Raw genomic sequence first — 20,079 nt, forward strand, 5'->3', positions numbered from 1 at the left:
GCCTAGAACTGGACGCGGGGGGGCTCCGAGATCGCGGCGAGATCGCCGACCTCGAAGAACTCGCGCTCCGAGAACCCGAGCCGGCGCGAGAAGAGCGTGTTCGGGAAGACCTTCACCTTGGTGTTCATCTCGCGCACGCCGCCGTTGTAGAAGCGCCGGGCCGACTGGATCTTGTCCTCGGTGTCGACCAGCTCGCCCTGCAGCTGGAGGAAGTTCTGGCTCGCCTGCAGCTGCGGGTACGCCTCCGCGACCGCGAAGATCGACTTCAGCGCACTCTGCATGTGGTCCTCGGCGACCGACGCCTCCGCCGGGCCCTGGGCCTGCAGCGTCTCAGCGCGCGCCTGCGTCACCGACTCGAAGACCTGCCGCTCGTGCGAGGCGTAGCCCTTCACGGAGTCGATCACGTTGGGGATCAGGTCCGCGCGGCGCTTCAGCTGGACGGTGATGTCGCTCCACGCCTCGTCCACGCGGACGTTGAGGGTGACCAGCGAGTTGTACGTCGCCCAGAGGTACACCCCGAGGATGACGACGAGCGCGACGACGACGATGAGCGGGACGAGCCATTCCATGCCGACCAGTGTAGGGACGGAGCGCTCCCCGGCACCTGTCGATGAGGCGCATTCGCAGGGGCGGGTCGGGCCTACTTGAGGGTCTTCTGCAGCAGGACGGTGCTGAGCCAGCGCTCGAACTTGAAGCCGACCCGGCCCATGCGGCCGACCTCGACGAATCCGAACTGCGCGTGCATCGCCAGCGAGGCCTCCGCGCCCTTGTCGGCGATGACGGCCATGATCTGCCGGATCCCCACCGCCTTCGCGCGCTCGAGGAGCTCGGTCATCAGCGCGCGGCCGAGGCCCTTCCCGGTGGAGGCCGCCCGCAGGTAGATCGAGTTCTCCACGGTGAAGCGGTAGGCGCGCTTGGACGACCACGGCGACACCATCGCGTATCCGAGGATCTGGCCCGACGGCGAGACGGCGACGATGAAGGGCAGCCCGAGCTTCTGATTGCGGGAGAACTTCGTCCGCCACTCCTTCAGCGTCGAATCGTCCTCGTCGAAGGTCACCACCGTGTTGCGCACGTAGTGGTTGTAGATCTCGCGGATGTCCGGCAGGTCGGCGTCGCGGGCGTCGCGGATCTCGAACGAGAAGCCGGGCTCGGGAGGCGGCGCCTTCCGCAGGTGCGGCGGCAGGACGCGCCGGCTCTCGTACTCTTCCTCAAGCATCCGGCTCCCCTTCGGCTCCGCCCATCGATCCGGGCCAGCGTAGCCGCCCCAGGGGCGAGCGCCCGGTCACGCGAGAGCGCTCCAGTCGACCGGCTCCGCGCCGCGCTCCTCCAGGAGGGCGTTCGCGCGGCTGAACGGCCGGGAGCCGAAGAAGCCCCGCGAGGCCGACAGCGGGCTGGGGTGCGCGCTCTCGATCACTCCGGCCTCCCCCAGCATCGGGCGGAGCGACGCGGCGTCGCGGCCCCAGAGGATCGCGACGAGAGGCGAGTCCCGCGCGGCCAGGGTGCGGATCGCGTGCTCGGTGACCGCCTCCCAGCCCTTGCCGCGGTGCGAGGCGGGAGAACCGGGGGCGACCGTGAGGACCCGGTTCAGCAGCATCACGCCGCTCGACGTCCAGCCGCTGAGGTCGCCGTGCTCGGGTGGCTCGACGCCGAGGTCGTCGCGGAGCTCGCGGTGGATGTTCTGCAGGCTCCTCGGCAGCGGGCGCACGTGGCGCTCGACAGCGAAGGACAGCCCGATCGGGTGCCCGGGCGTCGGGTACGGGTCCTGTCCGACGATGAGGACGCGCACGTCCGCGAGCGGGGCGGCGAAGGCGCGGAGCACGTCGCGGCCCGCGGGGAGGTAGGGCCGGCCGGCCGCGACCTCGCTGCGGAGGAAGTCGCCCATCGCGGCGATGTCCCCGGCGACCGGGGCGAGCGCCTCCGCCCAGCCCCGGTCGATCAGTCCCGAGGCGGCGAGCTCCGCGAGGTCCACCGGGTCAGCTCGCCGCGAGCGTCGCGACGACGACTCCGGCGTCGCTCCCGCTCACGCGCCACACCGAGCCGGCGCCGCCGACGCGGAGCGCGCCGGTGCCGACGATCAGCACGGTGGACTCGTCGAGCGCGACGCCGCCGTCGACCAGGCCCGCCTCGACGGCGGCGACCAGGCGGCCGAGGGTGCCCCACTGAGCGGCGTGCACGTCGACCGTCACGTCGATGAGGCCGATGCCCTCGAGCACCGTGACCTCGTCGAGCTCCTCCGCCGCGCCCTCCGGGACGACGGCGACGCCGCCGATCCGGTGGCCGCCGACGAGGGCGCGGTCGGCCGCGACGGCGGCTCCCGCCGAGTAGCCGGCGTACGGCACACCGGAGGAGACGAGGTCGCGCAGGCGCGGGAAGGAGGCCTCGAGTGCGTCGCGGTAGGCCGGCGTCAGCCCTCCGCCGACGAAGACCCCGTCGACGTCGTCGAAGACCGCGGGATCGATCCGGCCGCCCTCCGGCTTCATCACCGCGAACGCGTCGAGCGGGCCGACCGTCGCGAGCAGTGCCGCGTAGCCGGCGTAGGCCTCGGGGCCGAGCCCGTCGTGGACGACGACGATCGCGATGCGCGGGCCCTCGATCCGGCCGGCGTCGACGGCGTGGGCGCGCGCCTCCGCGAGGAACGCCCCGTACAGCTGCTGGTCGTGCTCGACTCCGCCTCCGCCGCCGATCAGGTGGACGCTCACTCGTCGTCCTCGGCGAGGGCTCCGTCCACCGGGGGCAGGGCCGACCAGGGGAAGACGATCCAGCGCGGGGTGCGGCGCCAGAAGAAATCGGGTTCGAGGACCGTGCGCGGCTTCGTGTAGAGGGTCACGGTGCGCACCTCGGCGCCCATCGCACGGATGAGCTTCACCGAGAGGGCGAGGGTGTGGCCGGAGTCGGAGACGTCGTCGACCAGGAGGATGCGCTTGCCGCGCACCGACGCCTCGTCGAGCAGCGGCGGCAGCACCACGGGCTCCGCCAGGCGCGCCTCGACGCCGGTGTAGAACTCGACGTTCAGCGCCCCGCAGCTCTTGATGCCGAGCGCGTAGGCCACGGCGCCCGCGAGCAGGAGACCGCCGCGCGCGATGGCGACGACCAGCTCCGGCCGGTAGCCCGACGCGACCACGTCGTCGGCCAGGTGCCGTGCGGCGTCGCCGAACTCGAGCCAGCCGAGCACCTCCTTCTCCGTGGCGGCGAGGAGGGCGGCGGAGTCGTCGGCGTCGGAAACCATGAGGGACAGGCTAGGCCGTCGCGGGCCTCCGCGTCACATCGGTCGGGTGCGCGGCGCCAGGGGCCCCTTCGCGACCTTGTGCGGGGCCGCCTGCGCGACCGGCTTGATGGTCACCAGGTCGAGGTTGACGTGCGCGGGGAGCTCCACCGAGGAGACGATCGCGGCGGCGACGTCCTCCGCGACCAGCGGGTCGGGGACCTCGGCGTAGACCGCGTCGGCGCGGTCCCGGTCGCCGCCGAAGCGGACCAGCGAGAACTCGTCCGTGTGCACCAGCCCCGGCGCGATCTCGATCACGCGGATCGGCTCGCCGGCCAGCTCGAGCCGCAGCACGGCGACGAGCGCGTGCGCGGCGTGCTTGGCGGCGTTGTACCCGCCTCCGCCCTCGTAGGCGACGTGGCCGGCGATCGAGGTGACCGTCACGATGTCCGCGGAGGTCCCGCTCCCCCGGATCCCGGCGCGCAGCAGCGGGAGCAGCGCGCTGGTCACCAGCTTCACCGAGAGCACGTTGATCTCGAACATGCGGCGCCAGTCCTCGGGGTCGGACTTCTCGACCGAGTCGAGTCCGAGCGCGCCGCCCGCGTTGTTCACGAGCGCGTGCACGGGCCCGGAGGAGGCGAGGTGGTCGCGCAGCGCATCGACCTGGGCGGCGTCGGTGAGGTCGGCGGCGAAGTACCCGGCGCCGGTCTCGGCGGCGAGCGCCTCCAGCCGGTCGCGCCGGCGCGCGACGGCGACGACCTCCCAGCCGTGCTCGCGGAACAGGCGGACCGTGGCCGCCCCGATCCCTGAACTCGCTCCTGTCACGACAACGCGTCGATCCACGCCCGTCCCCTTCCGTCAAGCCTCGGACACCGTCGACGCCGTCGTCGCAGCCCAACGCTAGTCTGGCCGCGTGCCGCCCGCCGACCCGGTTCCCGCGACCGCCGGGACAGCCGTTGCCCCGAAGCGCCGCGTGCCCCTCTGGGACAACGCGCGCTTCGTCTGCGTGACCCTCGTCGTGATCGGGCACGGCGTCCAGCGGCTGACGGCCAACTCCGACACCTCGCTCATCGTCTACCTGACGATCTACGCCTTCCACATGCCGGCGTTCGCGATCATCTCGGGCTACTTCTCCAAGAGCGGCGCACCGAGTGCGCGCGCGATGCGGCGGGTGCTGACCGACATCCTCCTGCCCTACCTGATCATGGAGACGATCTGGACCCTGGTGCAGTTCCTGGTCGAGGGCAAGCAGGAGTTCAACCCCACGAAGCCGAGCTGGACGCTGTGGTTCCTGCTCGCGCTGGGGATCTTCCGCCTCGTCCTCCCCTACCTGGCGCTGCTGCGCTGGCCGCTGCTGATCAGCGTGGTGCTCGCGGTCGGGGTCAGCTACTACGACAACATCGACTCGACCTTCTCGCTCGCCCGCGCGATCGGGATCCTGCCCTTCTTCGTTTTCGGCTGGCGCCTGCGCGGCTTCGCCCCCGGCGGCCGCTCCGCCGTCGACCGCTGGCTCGCCCAGCCGCCGTCGCGGGTGCTCCTCACCCGGATCCTCGCCGTCGTCCTCTTCGCGGTCACGGCGGTCGTCATGACCGTCAACATCGAGGCGTTCCGCGCGGCGGACCTGCGCTACTGGTTCTTCTACGACCGCCCCTACGACGCCCTCGGCGAGACCCAGTGGTGGGCCGGACTGGTGCGGCTGGCCCTGATGTCCGGGGCGGTCGTGCTCTCGCTCGCGCTGTTCGCGCTGGTGCCGCGCCGCCGCACCGCGCTCACGGCCTGGGGGCAGTCGACGATGTACGTCTACCTCCTCCACAGCTTCGTCCTCTATCCGCTGCGCGAGTCCGGGATCCTCTCGCGGACGGAGAGCACGCTCGCCCTCGTGCTGATGATCGTGTTCTGCGTCGCGGTCTCGGTCGCGCTCTCGCTGGGCTGGACCCGCACCGTCTTCCACCGGCTGGTCGAGCCCCGCGCAGCCTGGCTCTTCGCTCCGGCGGCCGATGAGAGGCCCCGGCGCCCGGACCGCGCCGACCCCACCGGCGCCAAGCGCGACCGGCAGCCCGAGCGGCGCTGACGGCCGTTACCCCGTGTGTCGGCGGTCCTGGCCGCCCGGCGGACCCCCGCGTACGCTCGTCGCGACGGAGAACGGCCCCGTCCCCGACCCCGACGATCCGATGGGAAGCACCATGACCGACTCCGAGAAGTGGCAGTTCGAGACCAAGCAGATCCACTCGGGAGCCGCGCCGGACCCGGTGACCAAGGCCCGCGCGACGCCGATCTACCAGACCACCTCCTACGTCTTCGACAACGCGGAGCACGCCCAGAACCTGTTCGCGCTGGCGGAGTTCGGGAACATCTACACCCGCATCCAGAACCCGACCCAGGCGGTCGTGGAGGAGCGGCTCACCGCCCTCGAGGGCGGCTCCGGCGCCCTGCTGCTCGCCTCGGGCCAGGCCGCCGAGACCGCGGCCGTGCTCAACATCGCCCAGGCCGGCGACCACATCGTCTCGTCGTCCTCGATCTACGGCGGCACCTACAACCTCTTCAAGTACACCCTCGCCAAGCTCGGCATCGAGACGACCTTCGTCGAGAACCAGGACGACCGCGAGGAGTGGCGCCGCGCCGTCCGCCCGAACACGAAGCTGTTCTTCGCCGAGACCGTCGGCAACCCCAAGATCAACATCCTCGACATCCGCACCGTGGCCGATGTCGCGCACGACGCGGGCGTGCCCCTGATCGTGGACAACACCATCGCGACGCCCTACCTCATCCGCCCCTTCGAGCACGGCGCGGACATCATCGTCCACTCGGCGACCAAGTTCCTCGGCGGCCACGGCACGGTCATCGGCGGCGCGATCGTCGACGGCGGGCGCTTCTCGTGGACGGCGAACGCCGAGCGCTTCCCCGGCCTCACCACGCCGGACGAGTCGTACCACGGCGCCGTCTACACCGCCGCAGTCGGCGACTCCCTCGCCTACATCATCAAGGCCCGTGTGCAGCTGCTGCGCGACCTCGGCGCCTCGATCGCCCCGGCGAGCGCCTGGCAGCTCATCCAGGGCATCGAGACCCTCTCGCTCCGGATCGAGCGCCATGTGCAGAACGCGCAGGAGATCGCGGAGTACCTCGAGAACCACTCCGACATCGCCTCGGTGAACTACTCGGGGCTGCCCACCTCGCCCTGGTACGCCGCGGCCAACCGCTACGCCCCGAAGGGCGTGGGCGCGGTGCTCTCGTTCGAGCTCAAGGGCGGAGTGGACGCCGGCCGGGCCTTCGTCGACTCGCTGGAGCTGTTCTCGCACCTGGCGAACATCGGCGACGTCCGCTCGCTGGTCATCCACCCGGCGTCGACCACCCACTCGCAGCTCTCGCCCGAGCAGCAGCTGACGGCCGGCGTCACTCCGGGCCTGGTGCGCCTGTCGGTGGGACTCGAGAACGTCGACGACCTCCGCGCCGACCTCGACCAGGCCCTCCGCGCCGCGCGCGCCGTCGTCGAGGCCTCCCGCGCGAACGCCTGAGGCCCCTCGGCGCCCTGACGGGGTCCCCGCCCGCGGGGATCGCGTCAGGGCGCTCCGCGCTCGGGCGGAGGAGCGCGGGAGCAGGGCGTAACAAACGGCTTCGCCCCGCGGCGCTCTGACACGATGGACAGCGCTATGGACTGGCAGCAGACTCTCGAGGACACGGTCCCGTCGGCGTTCGTCACCGAGCGCCAGCTCCTCTCGGTCATCGGCAAGCCGCCCGCCACCGGAGCCTGGCGCGACGGCGACCACCCGGGCGGGCGCCGCTTCGTCGACCTCGGCCCGTTCGACTTCGAGGCGGGCGGCCACCTCCCCCACGCCCGCATCGCCTACGAGAGCTGGGGCGCGCTGAACGAGCGCCGCGACAACGCCGTCCTCGTCCTGCACGCGCTGACCGGCGACTCCCACCTGCTCGGCCGCGGCGATCCCGGCCACGCGACGGACGGCTGGTGGTCGGGACTCGTCGGCCCCGGCCTCGTGATCGACACCGACCGCTTCTTCGTGGTCGCCCCGAACATGCTCGGCGGCTGCCAGGGCTCCACCGGGCCCGCGTCCCTCGCCCCCGACGGCCACGAGTGGGGTGCACGGTTCCCGTACACGAGCATCCGCGACCAGGTGCGGGCGCAGGCGCAGTTCAGCGACCTGCTCGGCGTCGAGCGCTGGCACACCGTCATCGGCGGCTCGATGGGCGGGATGCAGGCGCTGGAATGGGGGATCGACCACGCGGAGCGGGTCGCGCGCCTCGCGGTCCTGGCCGCTCCCCCGCGGGCCACGGCCGACCAGATCGCCCTCAACTTCGTGCAGCTCGAGGCGATCCGCAACGACGCGGCCTTCGCGGGCGGCGCCTACTACGACGCCGGCGACGGCCAGGGCCCGTACCACGGCCTCGCGCTCGCCCGCCGGATGGCTCTGCTCAACTACCGCAGCCCCTCCGAGCTCAACGACCGCTTCGAGCGGAGCTGGCAGTCGGGGCTCAGCCCGCTCGGCGGCGGCGGCCGCTTCGCGGTGGAGTCCTACCTCGACTTCCACGGCAACAAGTTCACCCGCCGCTTCGACGCGAACAGCTACATCACGCTGGTCGAGGCGATGAACTCGCACGACGTCGGCCGCGGCCGGGGCGGCGAGGCGGCGGCCCTCTCCCGGATCACCAGCCCGACCCTCGTCCTCGGCATCGACAGCGATCGGCTCTTCCCGGTCGAGGGGCAGCGGATCATCGCGGCGCACGCTCCGGGCGCCCTGGACGGCGAGGAGGTCGCGGTGATCACCTCGACGTTCGGCCACGACGGGTTCCTCATCGAGGACGACGCGGTCGGCGCGCACCTCGCCCGGCTGCTGGCGCATCCCGCGACGGCCTGACCCGTCCGACTCCGGCGCGGTTCGACGCCCCGAACCGCGCCCACCGGCCCGGCCAGTGGCTATCGTGAGACGGGGGCCAGCCCCGCGCCACGACCGGAGGGGGCCAGAGCGTGCCGATGATCCGCAGCGCCCGCGAGCGCGACCGGCTGCTGCGCCACTCCGCCTGCGGGATCGGCCTGCTCACGGAGGCGGGGGCGCTCGGCATGGCCCTCATCCCCGGGACGCTCCAGCCCGCCGCCGTGCCGTTCGCCGTGGCGCTGCTCCTGGGCATGATGGCCGCCCACGTCGAGCTCGCCCGGACGGGGCGCCGCAGCCGCGTGATCGCCGTGGCCGTCGGCGGCCTGCTGCTGGGCTGGGGCCTCGCGCTGGGGCTCGCTCCGGGCGCCGACTTCGCCGGGTTCGTCCTCGTCAACACCGCGAACGCCGTGACCGCGAGCATCGCCGTGGTCGTGACGACGTCCGCGCGCCGTCTGCTCCTGCTGCTGCCGGTGCTCCTCCCGAGCCTGATCCCGTCGGTGCTCGTCTCGAGCGGCACCATGATCCCCACCGTGGTCGTCCAGAGCCTGCTGCCCTGGGGCACGCTCTGCGGCTTCGCCCTCTGGATCAGCACCGCGGTCCCGCGAGTGGTGCGGCGGATCGACAGCATCGGCAACGCGCACCGCGTGGAGCGCCTGGCCAGCGAGACGGAGGCGCAGCGCCGGCAGGGCGCGCGGCTCCTGCACGACACGGTGCTGGCCACCCTCACGCTCCTCGCGCACTCGGGCCGCGGAGTGTCGGTCGAGGCACTCCGGCAGCAGGCGGCCCAGGACGCGCAGCTCCTGCGCCAGCTCCGGCTCGGCGGGACCCCCACGCCGAGCGCGTCCGGCTCGTACCAGCTGACCAGCGTCACCTCCGCCCCCGCGGCCAACACCCTCGAGACCGTCCGCAACCGCTTCGGCCGGATGGGGCTCGACGTGATCTTGCACGGCTCCGGCCAGGTGGCTCTCACCGGCGCGGCTCTCGACTCCTTCGTGCTCGCCCTGGCGGAGTGCCTCGAGAACGTGCGCCGCCACTCCGGCGTCGCCTCGGCCGACGTGACGATCACCGAGGACGAGGCGACCGTCCGCGCGATGGTCACGGACGCGGGCGCGGGCTTCGACATCGCGACCGTCCCCGACACGAAACTCGGCTTCAAGGAGTCGGTGATCGCCCGGCTCGGCGACGTCGGCGGCCGCACCCGCCTGTTCAGCGCCCCCGGATCGGGGACGACCGTGGTGCTGGAGGTCCCCAAGTGAGCCCCGGACCCGAGTCGCGGGCCCCTCTCCTGGGACGCGTGACCGCCACGCACGGCCGCTCGTCCCGGTCGGCCCGCTCGGTCCGCCGCCAGCAGGAGGGGCTCGGCACCAACTACCTCGGCAGCGGGCTCAACGGCATCGCCGCCGCGATCCTCGCCTACGAGCTGCTGATCTTCCTCTCGACCTCTGCCCGCTACAGCGACCTCGCGCCCGCGGCGATCGCCTGGGTCCTCGTCGTCCTGGCCTTCGGATCCACCGTCCTCGCGATCCACCTCGGCGGACGCCGCCTGCCGCTCCCGGTCTACCTCTGCCTCCTCGTCGCCGTCGGAGCCGCCGTCGTGCTCGACCTGGTGGCCGTGACCGACTCCGGCGCGGCCCGCACCGTCCCCACCGCCGCGGTCGCGGGCGCCGTCGCGCACGCCGCCCTGATCGTCCACCGGCGCGGGATCGAGATCCTCGCGGTGAGCACCCTCGTCGCGATCGCCGAGGTGATCGCGTTCCTCTCGATGGAGTCGGGCGGAGCGGGCGCGCTCTCGGTGCGCATCAGCGCCCTCGTGGTGACGATCGCGCCGGCCGTCGTCGTGGTCGTGATGATGCGCGGGTTCCGCCGGATGGTCCAGCTCGAGATCGACCGCGCCCTCGTGCAGAGCACCACGCTCGGCCCGCGGTACGCGGTCGGGATGCTCGCCTCGGAGGAGCTCGCACGGCTCGACCTCGCCGCCGAGCGCCTCCTCGCCGAGGTGGGCGACGGCTCGGTCCGGCTGCCCCTCGACGCCCAGCGCGCCGCCCACGCGACCTCGCTCGCCACCCAGCTCCGTCTCCACCTCATCGAGGGGCGGCGCGAGACCTGGCTGCACCACGCCGTGCTCGAGTCCGAGCTGCTCGCACCGCTCGTCGAGCTCGACGACCCGGACGGCACCGCCGGACTCCTCGGACACCAGCAGCGCGACGGGCTCCTCTCGGCCATCTGGCTGATCGCCGACAGCGCGACCGGGCTCGCCGTGGTCCTCCACGTCGAATCGGGCAGCCCCCGCGACCCCGGAGCCGCGACGTCCGCCCGAGGGCTGCTCGTGCCGATCACGCTCCACTCCTCAGGCGCGCCCTTGCGCGGCGTCGATCCTGCGACGTGGGAGGCTATCGCTCAGGTCGGCGTCTTCCGCGACACCTCGCGCGACGGGGAGCTCCGGATCGAGATCGACTGCCTGGTCGAGAATCCCGCCGACCGGTGAGCAGCCGCCGAGAGACCGCCGACGACCGCCGACCGAAGGACACCGATGACACCCACCGCTGACGCGAAGATCACTCTCGCGGTCGTGGACGACCACAAGATGCTCCTCGGGGCGCTCACGGAGTGGATCCGCGGAGCCGCCTCCGACATCCAGCTGGTGGCCGCGGTCGCCTCCTGGCCCGAGCTGCTCACGCACCCCGAGTTCCCCGTCGACGTCGTCCTCCTCGACCTCGACCTCAAGGACAACATCCCGATCTCGGTGAAGCTCTCGACCCTCAAGACCACCGGCGTGAAGACCGTGCTGATGAGCACCTACTCCGAGCCCGCCGTGGTCCGCGAGGCGCTCGCCTCCGGAGCCCTCGGCTACCTGGTGAAGACCGAGGACGCGGACATGATCGTCGAGGCGATCCGCGCGGCCAAGGACGGCCACTCCTACATCTCGCACGAGCTCGACATGGCGCTCTCCACCGGCGACTCCGACGGAGCCCCGAAGCTCAGCGCGCAGGAGCGCCGTGTGATGGCCCTCTACGGCGGCGGCGAGCCGGTGAAATCGGTCGCGTTCGAGCTGGGCATCTCGGAGGAGACGGCGAAGTCGTACCTCAAGCGGATCCGCGAGAAGTACCGCGTCGTCGGCATCGACGTCGGCACGAAGGTGGCTCTGCGCAAGCGCGCCATCCACGACGGGATCCTCATCGAGACGGACTGAGTCGTCTTCCGCGGCGGTCCCTGCCCGCCGCGGCGCGGTCGGCCTCTCGACGTGGTGCGTTCCGCAGAGCGGGGTGCGTCGCCCGGCAGTGATCCGCTGGCACGCGGATCGCTGTCAGCGGGCTCTGCGAGGGCGCGGCGGTCCCCGCCCGCCGCGGCGCGGTCGGCTCCACGACGTGGTGCGTTCCGCAGAGCGGGGTGCGTCGCCCGGCAGTGATCCGCTGGCACGCGGATCGCTGTCAGCGGGCTCTGCGAGGGCGCGGCGGTCCCTGCCCGCCGCAGCGCGGTCGGCTCCACGACGTGGTGCGTTCCGCAGAGCGGGGTGCGTCGCCCGGCAGTGATCGGCTGGCACGCGGGCTGCGTCGTCTTCCGCGGCGGTCCCTGCCCGCCGCGGCGCGGTCGGCTCCACGACGTGGTGCGTTCCGCAGAGCGGGGTGCGTCGCCCGGCAGTGATCCGCTGGCACGCGGATTCCTGTCGGCGGGCTCTGCGAGGGCGCGGCGGTCCCCGCCCCACTGCGGGGCGCGCCTCCTTCATGCCGGTCGAGTAGCCGCGGGACGCGGCGTATCGAGACCCCGGACCACGTCCGTCAGGGGCCGAGGACGGCGACCGTCATGCCGGGGGCGACGGCGGGGGCGTCCATCGCGGCGAGGGCGTCGGGCAGGTCCTCGAAGGCGATGGTGCGGCCGACGGAGTCGGCCGGGCGCAGACGGCCGGCGACGATGTCGTCGAGGAGGGCGGTGTAGCCGCTCCGGGCGATACCGTGGCTGCCCAGCAGCTCCAGCTCCTGGGCGATGACCCGCCCGAGCGGGATCGCCGGTGCCGCGTCGGGGCCGAGGAGCAGACCCACCTGCACGTGCCGGCCCCGCGGACGCAGGGCGGCGATCGACGCCTCCGCCGTGACCCTGCTGCCGACGGCGTCGATCGCCAGATGCGCTCCTCCTCCGGTCGCCGCTCGGATCGCCTCGGCGGCGCCCTCGCCTCCGAGGACCGTCACCGCCCCGAGCGCGGCCGCGGCCTCCCGCGCCGGAGCGGAGACGTCCGACGCCACCACCCGGGCTCCGGCCGCGAGCGCGACGATCACCGCGGAGAGGCCAACCCCGCCGCAGCCCAGCACCGCGACCCACTCCCCCGGGGCGACCCGGCCGCGCTCGTGCAGGGCGTGGTACGCGGTCCCGAACCGGCAGCCGAGGCCGGCCGCCTCGACGAAGCCGACGGAGTCGGGCAGGCGCACCAGGTTCAGGTCCGCACGCGGCACGACCACCGCCTCGGCGAACGACCCGTCGAGCGTGAACCCCGGCTGCTGCTGGCGGAGGCACACCTGCGTCGCCCCCTCCCGGCACTGCTCGCAGTCGCCGCAGGCGAACACGAACGGCGCCGTGACCCGGTCGCCGACGTCGAAGAGCGACACCTCGCCGCCCGTCGCGATCACCGTCCCGGCGAACTCGTGCCCGGGGATCTGCGGCAGGACGACCGAGTCGTCGTGCCCCTTCCACGCGTGCCAGTCGCTCCGGCAGACCCCGGTCGCCGCGACGCGGACGACGACGCCGTCGACGGGGCAGACGGGCTCCGGGACCTCGACGATCGCGGGGAGAGCGGAGAAGGACGAGTAGCTGACGGCGCGCATGCCGCGAGTCTTCCAGAGGCCTGGGCCGCGCCGCGGCTCACAGAGCGTCGACCGGGACGCCGTCGGTGTCCGAACGGGCCGACTCGCGGTGGACCGGGTAGACCGTGCCGCGCGCGCGGTCGATCGCGATGCTGCCGAGAGCGAGCACGATGCCCGCCGCGGTCAGGCCGACGCCGACCCAGATGGGCGACAGGTAGCCGAGTCCGGCGGCGATCGTCAGGCCGCCGAGCGCGGCGCCCACCGAGTTGCCGATGTTGAGGGCGGAGTGGTTGAGCGCGGCCGCGATCGTCTGACTGTCCCGCGCCACGTCCATCAGCCGGGTCTGGATCGCGGGCGACGCGGCCGCCGAGAAGCCCGCCGAGAGGAACGCGAACACCACCAGGCCGACGACCGACGAGGCCGACAGTGCGAGCCCGATCAGCGAGACGCCGACGCCGGCGAAGAACACCACCAGCGCCCGCCGCACGTCGCGGTCGGCGGCCCAGCCGCCGACGAGGTTGCCGACGGTCATCCCGAGGCCGATGACGACCAGGATCCACGGGACCGCGCCCAGCGGCAGACCCGTCACCTCGGTCGCGAGCGGCGAGATGTAGCTGTACATCGCGAAGAGTCCGCCGAAGCCGATGGCGCCGACGAGGAGGGTCATCCAGACCTGCAGGCGCCCGAACGCCCGCAGCTCGTTGCGAACGGTCGCCGCCGGATTGCCGGGCTGCGCGGGCACCAGCAGCTGGACGGCCACGACGGTCAGCGCGAAGAGCACCGCGACCACGAGGTAGGCGCTGCGCCAGCCGGCCACCTGCCCGACCCAGGTGATCGCGGGCACGCCGACGACGTTCGCGATCGTGAGCCCGGAGAGGACGAACGCGACTCCCTTGCCGCGCTTGCCGGGACCCATCAGGTCGGCGGCGACCAGGGAGGCGATGCCGAAGTAGGCGCCGTGCGGGAGCGCGGCGACGAAGCGCGCGGCGAGGACGAGCGGGAAGCTCGGCAGCAGTGCCGAGCCGATCGTCCCGACGGTGAAGGCGACCAGGAGGGTCAGGAGGAGCCTCTTGCGCGGCCAGCGCGCCGCGGCGGCGGCGATGGTGGGGGCGCCGACCACGACGCCGAGCGCGTAGGCCGAGATCAGCATCCCGGCCTGCGAGACGGCCTGCTCCTGGCTCGCGGCCCAGACCCCGGGGAGGAGGTCGGCGGCGAGCTGCGGGAGGAGCCCCATCGCGACGAACTCGGTCGAGCCGATGCCGAAGCCCCCCATCGCGAGGGCGAGCAGGGCGAGTCGGGTCCGAGCAGGCGAGAACGTCACCGGTCAAGGCTACTCAGGATCGAGCGGATGTCGAATCGATTCGAGCCTTCCCGGGCGCGAGAGGTCGCGGCGGGAACCCGCTACTCCCCCAGCGCGTCGTTCAGCCGGGCGATCTTGCCGTCGATCTCGCCCGAGTAGCCGGGGCGGATGTCCGCCTTCAGGACGAGCGACACGCGCGTCCCGAACGCTCCGACGGCCTCCGTGGCGCGCTTGACGACGTCGAAGACCTCGTCCCACTCCCCCTCGATCTCGGTGAACATCGAGGTCGTCCGCGACGGAAGGCCGCTCTCGCGGACGATGCGGACGGCGGCGGCGACCGCGTCGTGGACGGACGCGTCGGGCGCCTCGCCCCCGGACGGTGCGACCGAGAATGCGACGAGCATGGGAGCCTCCTTGACTGCGCGTGCCGCGTGCCGGCCCCGCGCCCTCCGAGCCTACGAGCCCTGGGGCGCCAGGCGGGTCTCCCCGGTCAGCGACGACGCGGGAGTCGTGACGCCGGATGCGACGACCCGCGCCGTCCCCATCCGCCACAGCTCGCGCAGCAGCCAGCCGAGCAGCACCACGAGCAGGACGTTCCGCACCGTCAGCACGAGCACCATCCACCAGTGCGACCAGAGGAGGAAGAGGTAGAGGTACGGGTAGACCACCTGGGTCAGAGCAGCGGTGACGAGCGTCAGCTTGGCGGGCCGGTCGAACGCGCCGTCGCGGCACGCGATCAGCCCGGCGATGACGGGCGGCGCGAGCCACACGATGTACTGCGGCGAGAGCACCTTGTTGGTGTCGATGAACACGACCACGAAGGTCAGCGCGAGCAGCGGGAACAGCCTGGCGGGGTCCGCCCGACGGGCGAGAGCACGGGCACCCAGCAGGGCCACGCCGAGCATGGCCAGAGCGAGCAGCGGGGTCATCAGGCTCGCGGCGGTCTCGGTGCCGGGCCCGTGCATCTCGAAGGTGTTGATGTCGGCGGCGTAGTAGACGTAGCTCCCCGATCCCGGGAGGACCGACAGCCACATCCAGGGGGTGCTCACGACGGCCTCGATCTGGAGGCCCCGATCCGTCTGATCGGTGACGAAGCTGAAGACCTGGTCCCCGCCGCCGACGAGGACGACCGCGAGCACGATGATCACGGAGGCGACGGCGGGGACGAGGATCATCCGGAGTCGTCCGCGCAGGACCAGCACGGCGGCGGCGAGGATCGCGGCAGGCCACACCTTGATCCAGGTGGCGACGGTCAGCAGGAGTGCCGCGACGCCCGGACGGGTCGCCGCCCAGAGCATCCCGGCGATGGCCGGCGGCGCGGTGAAGGCGTCGATGCGGCCGATCGCGATCGGCCCGAGGAGGACGAGGAACAGCAGCCACCAGCGCGCCGCGGCGAGGCGCGGTGCCGACCGGCCGCGCAGCAGCAGGGCGAAGGCGGCGGCGTCGGCGATCGCGACGAGGACGAGCCACATCAGGTCGTAGCCGGCCGAGCCGAAGAGCCAGGAGGCGGCGATCGGGCCCCAGGCGAGGATCGGGTAGACCCAGCCCGTGTCGATCCCGGCGATGCCGCCGCCCTCGACGGCGGTCCTCATCCACTCCTTGTAGACGATGCTGACGTCGCCCATCGGCAGACCCGGAGCGAACAGCGCCAGGAGGGAGAGCACCACGTGCACCAGCGCGAAGGCGCCCCAGAGCACGGCGACGGAGTCGCGGTTCTCGCGCAGCCGCGCGAGGGGGCGGGAGGACGCTCGAGGAGGGGAGGACGGCACCGCGTCATTGTAGAGGGGCCGCTGAACGGGACCCTGGCAGCACCTGAGCCCGCCTGAGAGCGCCGCTCCCGTCGGGCATCAGCACCCCGGCGGGAGTCGGTACCCGGCGGACCCTCAGTGCCCGCGGATCCTCAGTGCCCGCGGATCCTCAGTACCCGGCGAACGCGTCGGTGCGGATCCGCTTCGCCCCGGCACCGCGCAGGGCGCCGCGGACCGAGTCGACGAACGACGGCGACCCGGAGACGTAGCCCACCCGCCGTCCGGAGTCGGGCACCGCGTCCGCGAGCAGCTCGGCGCTCAGTCGTCCGGTCACGTGCGACCACCCTGCAGGCAGCTCGGTCGGCGCCTCCTTCGAGCAGAGCACGACCCGGGCACCCGACTCCTGCAGCAGGTCGCGGTACGCGACGTCGGCGAGGCTCGGTGCGGCGACCACGACGACGACGTCGCGCCGCGGACCGTCGGCGAGCGAGCGCAGCTGGCTGGCGAACGGGGTGATCCCGATGCCGCCCGCCACCAGCAGCAGCGGCACGGAGGCGTCGTCCGGCAGGACGAAGTCGCCGCCGACGCTCGTCGCCCGGAGCGAGTCGCCGGGCTCCAGCGCGGCGAGGGCGCGCTTGAAGCTGCTCGCCTTCTCCGGCATCCGCAGGGCGATCGCGATCTCGCCGTCGGACGGAGCGGAGGAGACCGAGAAGGTGCGTCGGCTGCCCCGGCTGTCGGCGCGGTGCGGCAGGTCGAGCTCGAGCCACTGACCGGGCTCGAAGGTCAGCGGCGAGCGGGAGCGGAAGCGGTACTCCGCGATGCCCGGCGCCAGCACGCGGGTCGAGGCGAGCTCGAGCGTGTGCCGGCGGCGCTGGCGGAACGCGAAGGCGAAGGCGAGGGCGTTGCCGACCACGAGGCCCAGCTCCGGGGTGGCGGAGATCACGCCGACGTGGAACGGGACGCTCGCCACGAGCGCTGCGACGACCGCGATGATCAGCTGCTGCGAGCGGCGCGGCGCGAGCGTGAGCGGCTCCGTCAGCATGAAGGCGCCCGCGAAGACGAACGGGTAGGCCGTGAGGACCAGGGCCGCCGCGGCTCCGAGGTCCTGGCCGTTCTGCACTGCCTGCTGCACCGAGACTCCGCCCGCGACGAGCACGAAGACGGCGAAGACCGCCCAGCGGCGGACCCGCGCCACGATCAGGAGGGAGCCCACGACGACGAACGGCCAGATCGCGCCACTGGCGATCCACCAGGCTCCGGCGTTGAGTCCGGTGAAGCCGATGATCAGCACGGCGACCGCGGCCGGGTTGAAGAGGTGGCGGCCCCGCCAGGCGAGGACGTACTTGGACGCAGCGGCGATCGCGCCGACGAGCGCGATCACGGCGAGCCCCCGGGGATCCGCCGTCGGGAAGAGCAGGCAGGCGATCAGCAGACCGGTGACGAGCGAGGACTCCAGGTGCGCGCGGCTCCGGAACAGCCTCGCGAGGACCGCGCTGACCAGGGCCGTCGAGGCGACGGCGACCAGCGTCGTGCCGAGGATCTCGAGCGGCGTCGAGAAGATCAGGCCGGCTGCGGCGAAGCCGACGGCGACGAGCAGGAGCGCGGCGAGCGTCATCCAGACCAGCCGGTAGGTGGTGACGCGGCCGAGGGCGCGGTCGAAGGTGCCGATCATCGGAAGACCTCTCCGGGGAAGGAAGGCGAGTAGTGGAGGGTGCCGTCGCTGCGGACGCGGACGAACTCGAAGTCGAAGCGCTCGGCGAGGATCTCGGGCGGGCAGACGAACAGCGCTGTCGCGAGCCCGTCGGCGACGAGGGCCGTGTCGGCCACCGCCCAGGCGGCGACGATGCTCTCGACCGGAGCGCCGGTCCGCCCGTCGAGGACGTGGTGGAGGCCGCTGCCCCAGGCGCGGCGGTTGCTCGCCGAGCCGCAGAGCGCGCGCTCGCCGGGCACCGCCACTCCCAGTGCGCTGCTCGGGTCCCACGGGTGCTCGAGGCCGACCCGGACGGGTCCGGCTCCGATGCCCCGGAGGTCGCCGCTCGCGTCGACGAGGGCGGGCCCGGCTCCGGCGAGCTCCTCGAGGACGAGGTCGACGAGCTGGCCCTTGCCCGCAGCGCCGACGTCGACGACGGTGCCCGGCTCGACCCGCAGTCCCGCCGCCCCGCGACGGGCCGAGGCCCAGGAGGGAGCGGGGACCGCGGGTCCGCGCGGGACGAGGGTGTACGCGGAGTCGTAGCCGAGCTGCTCGAGCGGGCCGCCGACGAAGGGGGTGACCGCCCCGCCGGTCAGCTCGTCGAGGACGTCGTACAGCGCGAAGAGATCGACCGCCTCGTCGGGGAAGACGCGCTCGCCGCCGACCCGCAGCTGCGAGACGGCGGAGTCGTCGCGGAACCGCGACCAGGTGCGGTCGTACTCCGCGATCCGCGTCTCGACCCGCGCGCGGCGGGAGGGCCCGAGCCGCTCGGCGGTGTCGATCTGCCAGCCGGTGCCGATCGCGTCGAACCGCCATGCGTGGCCGAGGACCGTCGGGGCGTCAGGCCGTGGCATCGGCCTTGATGGTCTCGACGGCGTCGTTGAAGCCGCCGGAGGTGAGGGAGGACCCCGACACCTTGGAGACCTTCAGCTCGTCGAGCTGCTTGCCGACGACCTCGCCCGCGATGCCGCCCGCGAAGCGCGACTGGTACTGCTGGCCGGTGGGGTTCTCGGACTCCGGGGTCACGGTCACGTCGGTGACGACGCCGTCGGCGAGGGTCAGCGAGACGCCCACCGTCTCGTTCCCTCCGGGCGAGGTGTAGGCGCCCTCTGCCTCGTAGGTGCCGTCGGCGTAGCTGCTGCCGCTCGCGGCGGAGGACGCGGCGCCGGTGGCCTCGGGGGCGGAGCTGGTGGCGGTGCTCGGAGCGGTGGTGGTCGCCGCGTCGGCGGCGTCGCTCCCGGTCGTGGTGGTGCTGGAGCAGGCGGCGAGCGCGGCGAGGGTGCCGACGCCGGCGAGGAGGGTCAGGGCGTAGCGGGCGGGAGTCGTGGTCTTCGCGGTCATGTCTGTTCTCCTGGTCAAGGCGGACGCGGCGGATCCGACGGTAGTGGTGCTCGCTTCGAGCAGCCGATGAGGCGGCGGTGCGGGGCCGGTGAGCCGGGCCGCGGGCGTCGCTTCCTCCAGGACAACGGCGGCGGTCCCGGTTCGGTTCAGGGCTCGTCCGACGGGCGTGTCAGCGCAGGAGTGCGGCGACCACTCCGGCCAGGTGCTCGGCGATGTCGAGCGCGGCGATCGGGCCGCCGGCGGAGGCGCTCCGTCCGGCCTCCGCGTGCAGGACGGCGGCCGCGGCGGCCAGGGGGGCGAGATCCTCCGCGGTCAGGGTCTCCCCGGCCGCCTCGGCGTCCGCGGCTCGACCGGCGAGGAGGGCGCCGAGCACCCCGCCGAGGACGTCGCCGCTGCCCGCGGTCGCCAGCCAGGGCGTGGATCCGGTGACCTCGAGCTCGATGCCGCCCGCGACGACGTGCGTGGTCCCGCCCTTGAGGAGGACGCAGACTCCGAGGCGGTCCGCCGCCCGGCGCGCCCACTCCCCCGGGGCCTCCGCGATCGTCGCGGCGTCCGCGTCCAGGCCCGCTCGGCCGAGCACTCCGGCGAGCTCGCGGTAGTGCGGCGTGAGGACGACCGGGCCGGCGGCCTCGTCGATCAGGTCGAGCGCTCCCGCGTCGAGCACCACCGGGACTCCCGAGTGCAGCTGCTCGATCAGGGTGCGACGCTCCTCGTCGCTGCGGTCCTCGGCGCTGGTGCCGGAGCCGAGGAGCCAGGCCTGCACGCGTCCCACCGCGGTCACGACCTCCGGCCGCCGGGCGAGCACCAGGCCCGAGGGCCGCTCCGGTCCGAGGTAGCGGACCATGCCGACTCCCGTCCGCACCGCCGCCTCGACGCCGAGCACCGCCGCACCCGGGTACCGCTCCGACCCGGTCGCGATCCCCAGCACTCCGCGCGTGTACTTGTCGTCGTCCTCCCGCGGCACCCTGATGCTCCGCGCCGCCTCCGCCGTCCCGACCCGCTCACCCATCCCGCCACCCTACGTCGCCCTCCGGACGCCCCGCCGCGATCCCGCCTTGACCAGGAGAACAGACATGACCGCGAAGACCACGACTCCCGCCCGCTACGCCCTGACCC

Annotated in this window: 20 protein-coding genes; 6 read left to right on the forward strand and 14 right to left on the reverse strand. The window is 73.2% G+C overall.

Going from position 1 to position 20,079, the window contains the following annotated elements; translation table 11 throughout:
- Positions 1-2: 2 nt before the first annotated feature.
- The 6 genes from C5D44_RS04030 to C5D44_RS04055 all read right to left on the reverse strand — a co-directional run bounded on the left by C5D44_RS04030 (position 3) and on the right by C5D44_RS04055 (position 4,048).
- Entirely contained in the window at positions 3-569 is a 567-nt protein-coding gene (locus C5D44_RS04030; protein ID WP_104225511.1) for a LemA family protein, read from the reverse strand.
- A gap of 71 nt (positions 570-640) precedes the next feature.
- Positions 641-1,219, reverse strand: coding sequence for a GNAT family N-acetyltransferase (locus C5D44_RS04035; protein ID WP_104275272.1), 579 nt, complete (start codon positions 1,217-1,219; stop codon positions 641-643).
- Between the two features lie 66 nt (positions 1,220-1,285).
- A complete protein-coding gene (locus C5D44_RS04040) occupies positions 1,286-1,972 on the reverse strand; it encodes a uracil-DNA glycosylase (RefSeq protein ID WP_104275273.1) in 687 nt (228 codons plus the stop codon).
- 4 nt (positions 1,973-1,976) lie between these two features.
- Positions 1,977-2,702, reverse strand: coding sequence for a peptidase S51 (locus C5D44_RS04045; RefSeq protein ID WP_104275274.1), 726 nt, complete (start codon positions 2,700-2,702; stop codon positions 1,977-1,979).
- On the reverse strand, positions 2,699-3,229 hold the full coding sequence (locus C5D44_RS04050) for a phosphoribosyltransferase (RefSeq protein ID WP_104224441.1): 531 nt from the start codon (positions 3,227-3,229) through the stop codon (positions 2,699-2,701). The genes C5D44_RS04045 and C5D44_RS04050 overlap by 4 nt, the downstream gene beginning before the upstream one ends.
- 33 nt (positions 3,230-3,262) lie before the next feature.
- Positions 3,263-4,048 carry an SDR family NAD(P)-dependent oxidoreductase gene (locus tag C5D44_RS04055; RefSeq protein WP_258067870.1) on the reverse strand — a complete coding sequence of 262 codons (786 nt, stop codon included), beginning with the start codon at positions 4,046-4,048 and terminating at the stop codon, positions 3,263-3,265.
- A 130-nt stretch (positions 4,049-4,178) separates the two neighbouring features.
- On the opposite strand from C5D44_RS04055, the gene C5D44_RS04060 reads away from it, so the two are divergent.
- From C5D44_RS04060 to C5D44_RS04085, 6 genes are all read left to right on the forward strand, one after another.
- Positions 4,179-5,276, forward strand: a complete 1,098-nt coding sequence (locus tag C5D44_RS04060; RefSeq protein WP_104280908.1) for an acyltransferase family protein — start codon at positions 4,179-4,181, stop codon at positions 5,274-5,276.
- A gap of 112 nt (positions 5,277-5,388) precedes the next feature.
- Positions 5,389-6,717, forward strand: a complete 1,329-nt coding sequence (locus C5D44_RS04065) for a bifunctional o-acetylhomoserine/o-acetylserine sulfhydrylase (RefSeq protein WP_104225507.1) — start codon at positions 5,389-5,391, stop codon at positions 6,715-6,717.
- A gap of 135 nt (positions 6,718-6,852) precedes the next feature.
- Complete coding sequence (locus C5D44_RS04070) at positions 6,853-8,073, forward strand: homoserine O-acetyltransferase (RefSeq protein ID WP_104275277.1); 1,221 nt, start codon at positions 6,853-6,855, stop codon at positions 8,071-8,073.
- 116 nt (positions 8,074-8,189) lie between these two features.
- Positions 8,190-9,347: a sensor histidine kinase gene (locus C5D44_RS04075; RefSeq protein WP_104280909.1), complete on the forward strand. Its 1,158-nt coding sequence runs from the start codon at positions 8,190-8,192 to the stop codon at positions 9,345-9,347.
- A 38-nt stretch (positions 9,348-9,385) separates the two neighbouring features.
- Entirely contained in the window at positions 9,386-10,576 is a 1,191-nt protein-coding gene (locus C5D44_RS04080) for a hypothetical protein (RefSeq protein ID WP_146087969.1), read from the forward strand.
- Between the two features lie 45 nt (positions 10,577-10,621).
- On the forward strand, positions 10,622-11,281 hold the full coding sequence (locus C5D44_RS04085) for a response regulator (protein ID WP_104224447.1): 660 nt from the start codon (positions 10,622-10,624) through the stop codon (positions 11,279-11,281).
- 586 nt (positions 11,282-11,867) lie between these two features.
- Here the strand turns inward: C5D44_RS04085 and C5D44_RS04090 are convergent.
- The 8 genes from C5D44_RS04090 to C5D44_RS04125 all read right to left on the reverse strand — a co-directional run bounded on the left by C5D44_RS04090 (position 11,868) and on the right by C5D44_RS04125 (position 19,972).
- Positions 11,868-12,905, reverse strand: coding sequence for an alcohol dehydrogenase catalytic domain-containing protein (locus tag C5D44_RS04090; protein ID WP_104280911.1), 1,038 nt, complete (start codon positions 12,903-12,905; stop codon positions 11,868-11,870).
- Between the two features lie 37 nt (positions 12,906-12,942).
- Complete coding sequence (locus C5D44_RS04095; protein WP_104280922.1) at positions 12,943-14,157, reverse strand: MFS transporter; 1,215 nt, start codon at positions 14,155-14,157, stop codon at positions 12,943-12,945.
- 128 nt (positions 14,158-14,285) lie between these two features.
- Positions 14,286-14,588 (reverse strand): thiamine-binding protein, encoded by a 303-nt coding sequence (locus C5D44_RS04100; protein WP_104224449.1) that lies wholly within the window; start codon positions 14,586-14,588, stop codon positions 14,286-14,288.
- 51 nt (positions 14,589-14,639) lie between these two features.
- Positions 14,640-15,953 carry a glycosyltransferase 87 family protein gene (locus C5D44_RS04105; RefSeq protein ID WP_104275281.1) on the reverse strand — a complete coding sequence of 438 codons (1,314 nt, stop codon included), beginning with the start codon at positions 15,951-15,953 and terminating at the stop codon, positions 14,640-14,642.
- A 148-nt stretch (positions 15,954-16,101) separates the two neighbouring features.
- Positions 16,102-17,604, reverse strand: coding sequence for an oxidoreductase (locus C5D44_RS04110; RefSeq protein WP_104280912.1), 1,503 nt, complete (start codon positions 17,602-17,604; stop codon positions 16,102-16,104).
- Entirely contained in the window at positions 17,601-18,476 is an 876-nt protein-coding gene (locus tag C5D44_RS04115) for an FAD:protein FMN transferase (RefSeq protein ID WP_104275283.1), read from the reverse strand. The genes C5D44_RS04110 and C5D44_RS04115 overlap by 4 nt, the downstream gene beginning before the upstream one ends.
- Positions 18,463-18,963, reverse strand: coding sequence for an FMN-binding protein (locus C5D44_RS04120; protein ID WP_104280913.1), 501 nt, complete (start codon positions 18,961-18,963; stop codon positions 18,463-18,465). The genes C5D44_RS04115 and C5D44_RS04120 overlap by 14 nt, the downstream gene beginning before the upstream one ends.
- Before the next feature lie 169 nt (positions 18,964-19,132).
- The gene (locus C5D44_RS04125; RefSeq protein ID WP_104280914.1) at positions 19,133-19,972 is read right to left on the reverse strand and encodes an ADP/ATP-dependent (S)-NAD(P)H-hydrate dehydratase; all 840 of its coding nucleotides are present in this window, start codon (positions 19,970-19,972) and stop codon (positions 19,133-19,135) included.
- Between the last annotated feature and the right edge of the window lie 107 nt (positions 19,973-20,079).

This window comes from Rathayibacter sp. AY1B5 (assembly GCF_002932795.1).
GTDB lineage: Bacteria > Actinomycetota > Actinomycetes > Actinomycetales > Microbacteriaceae > Rathayibacter.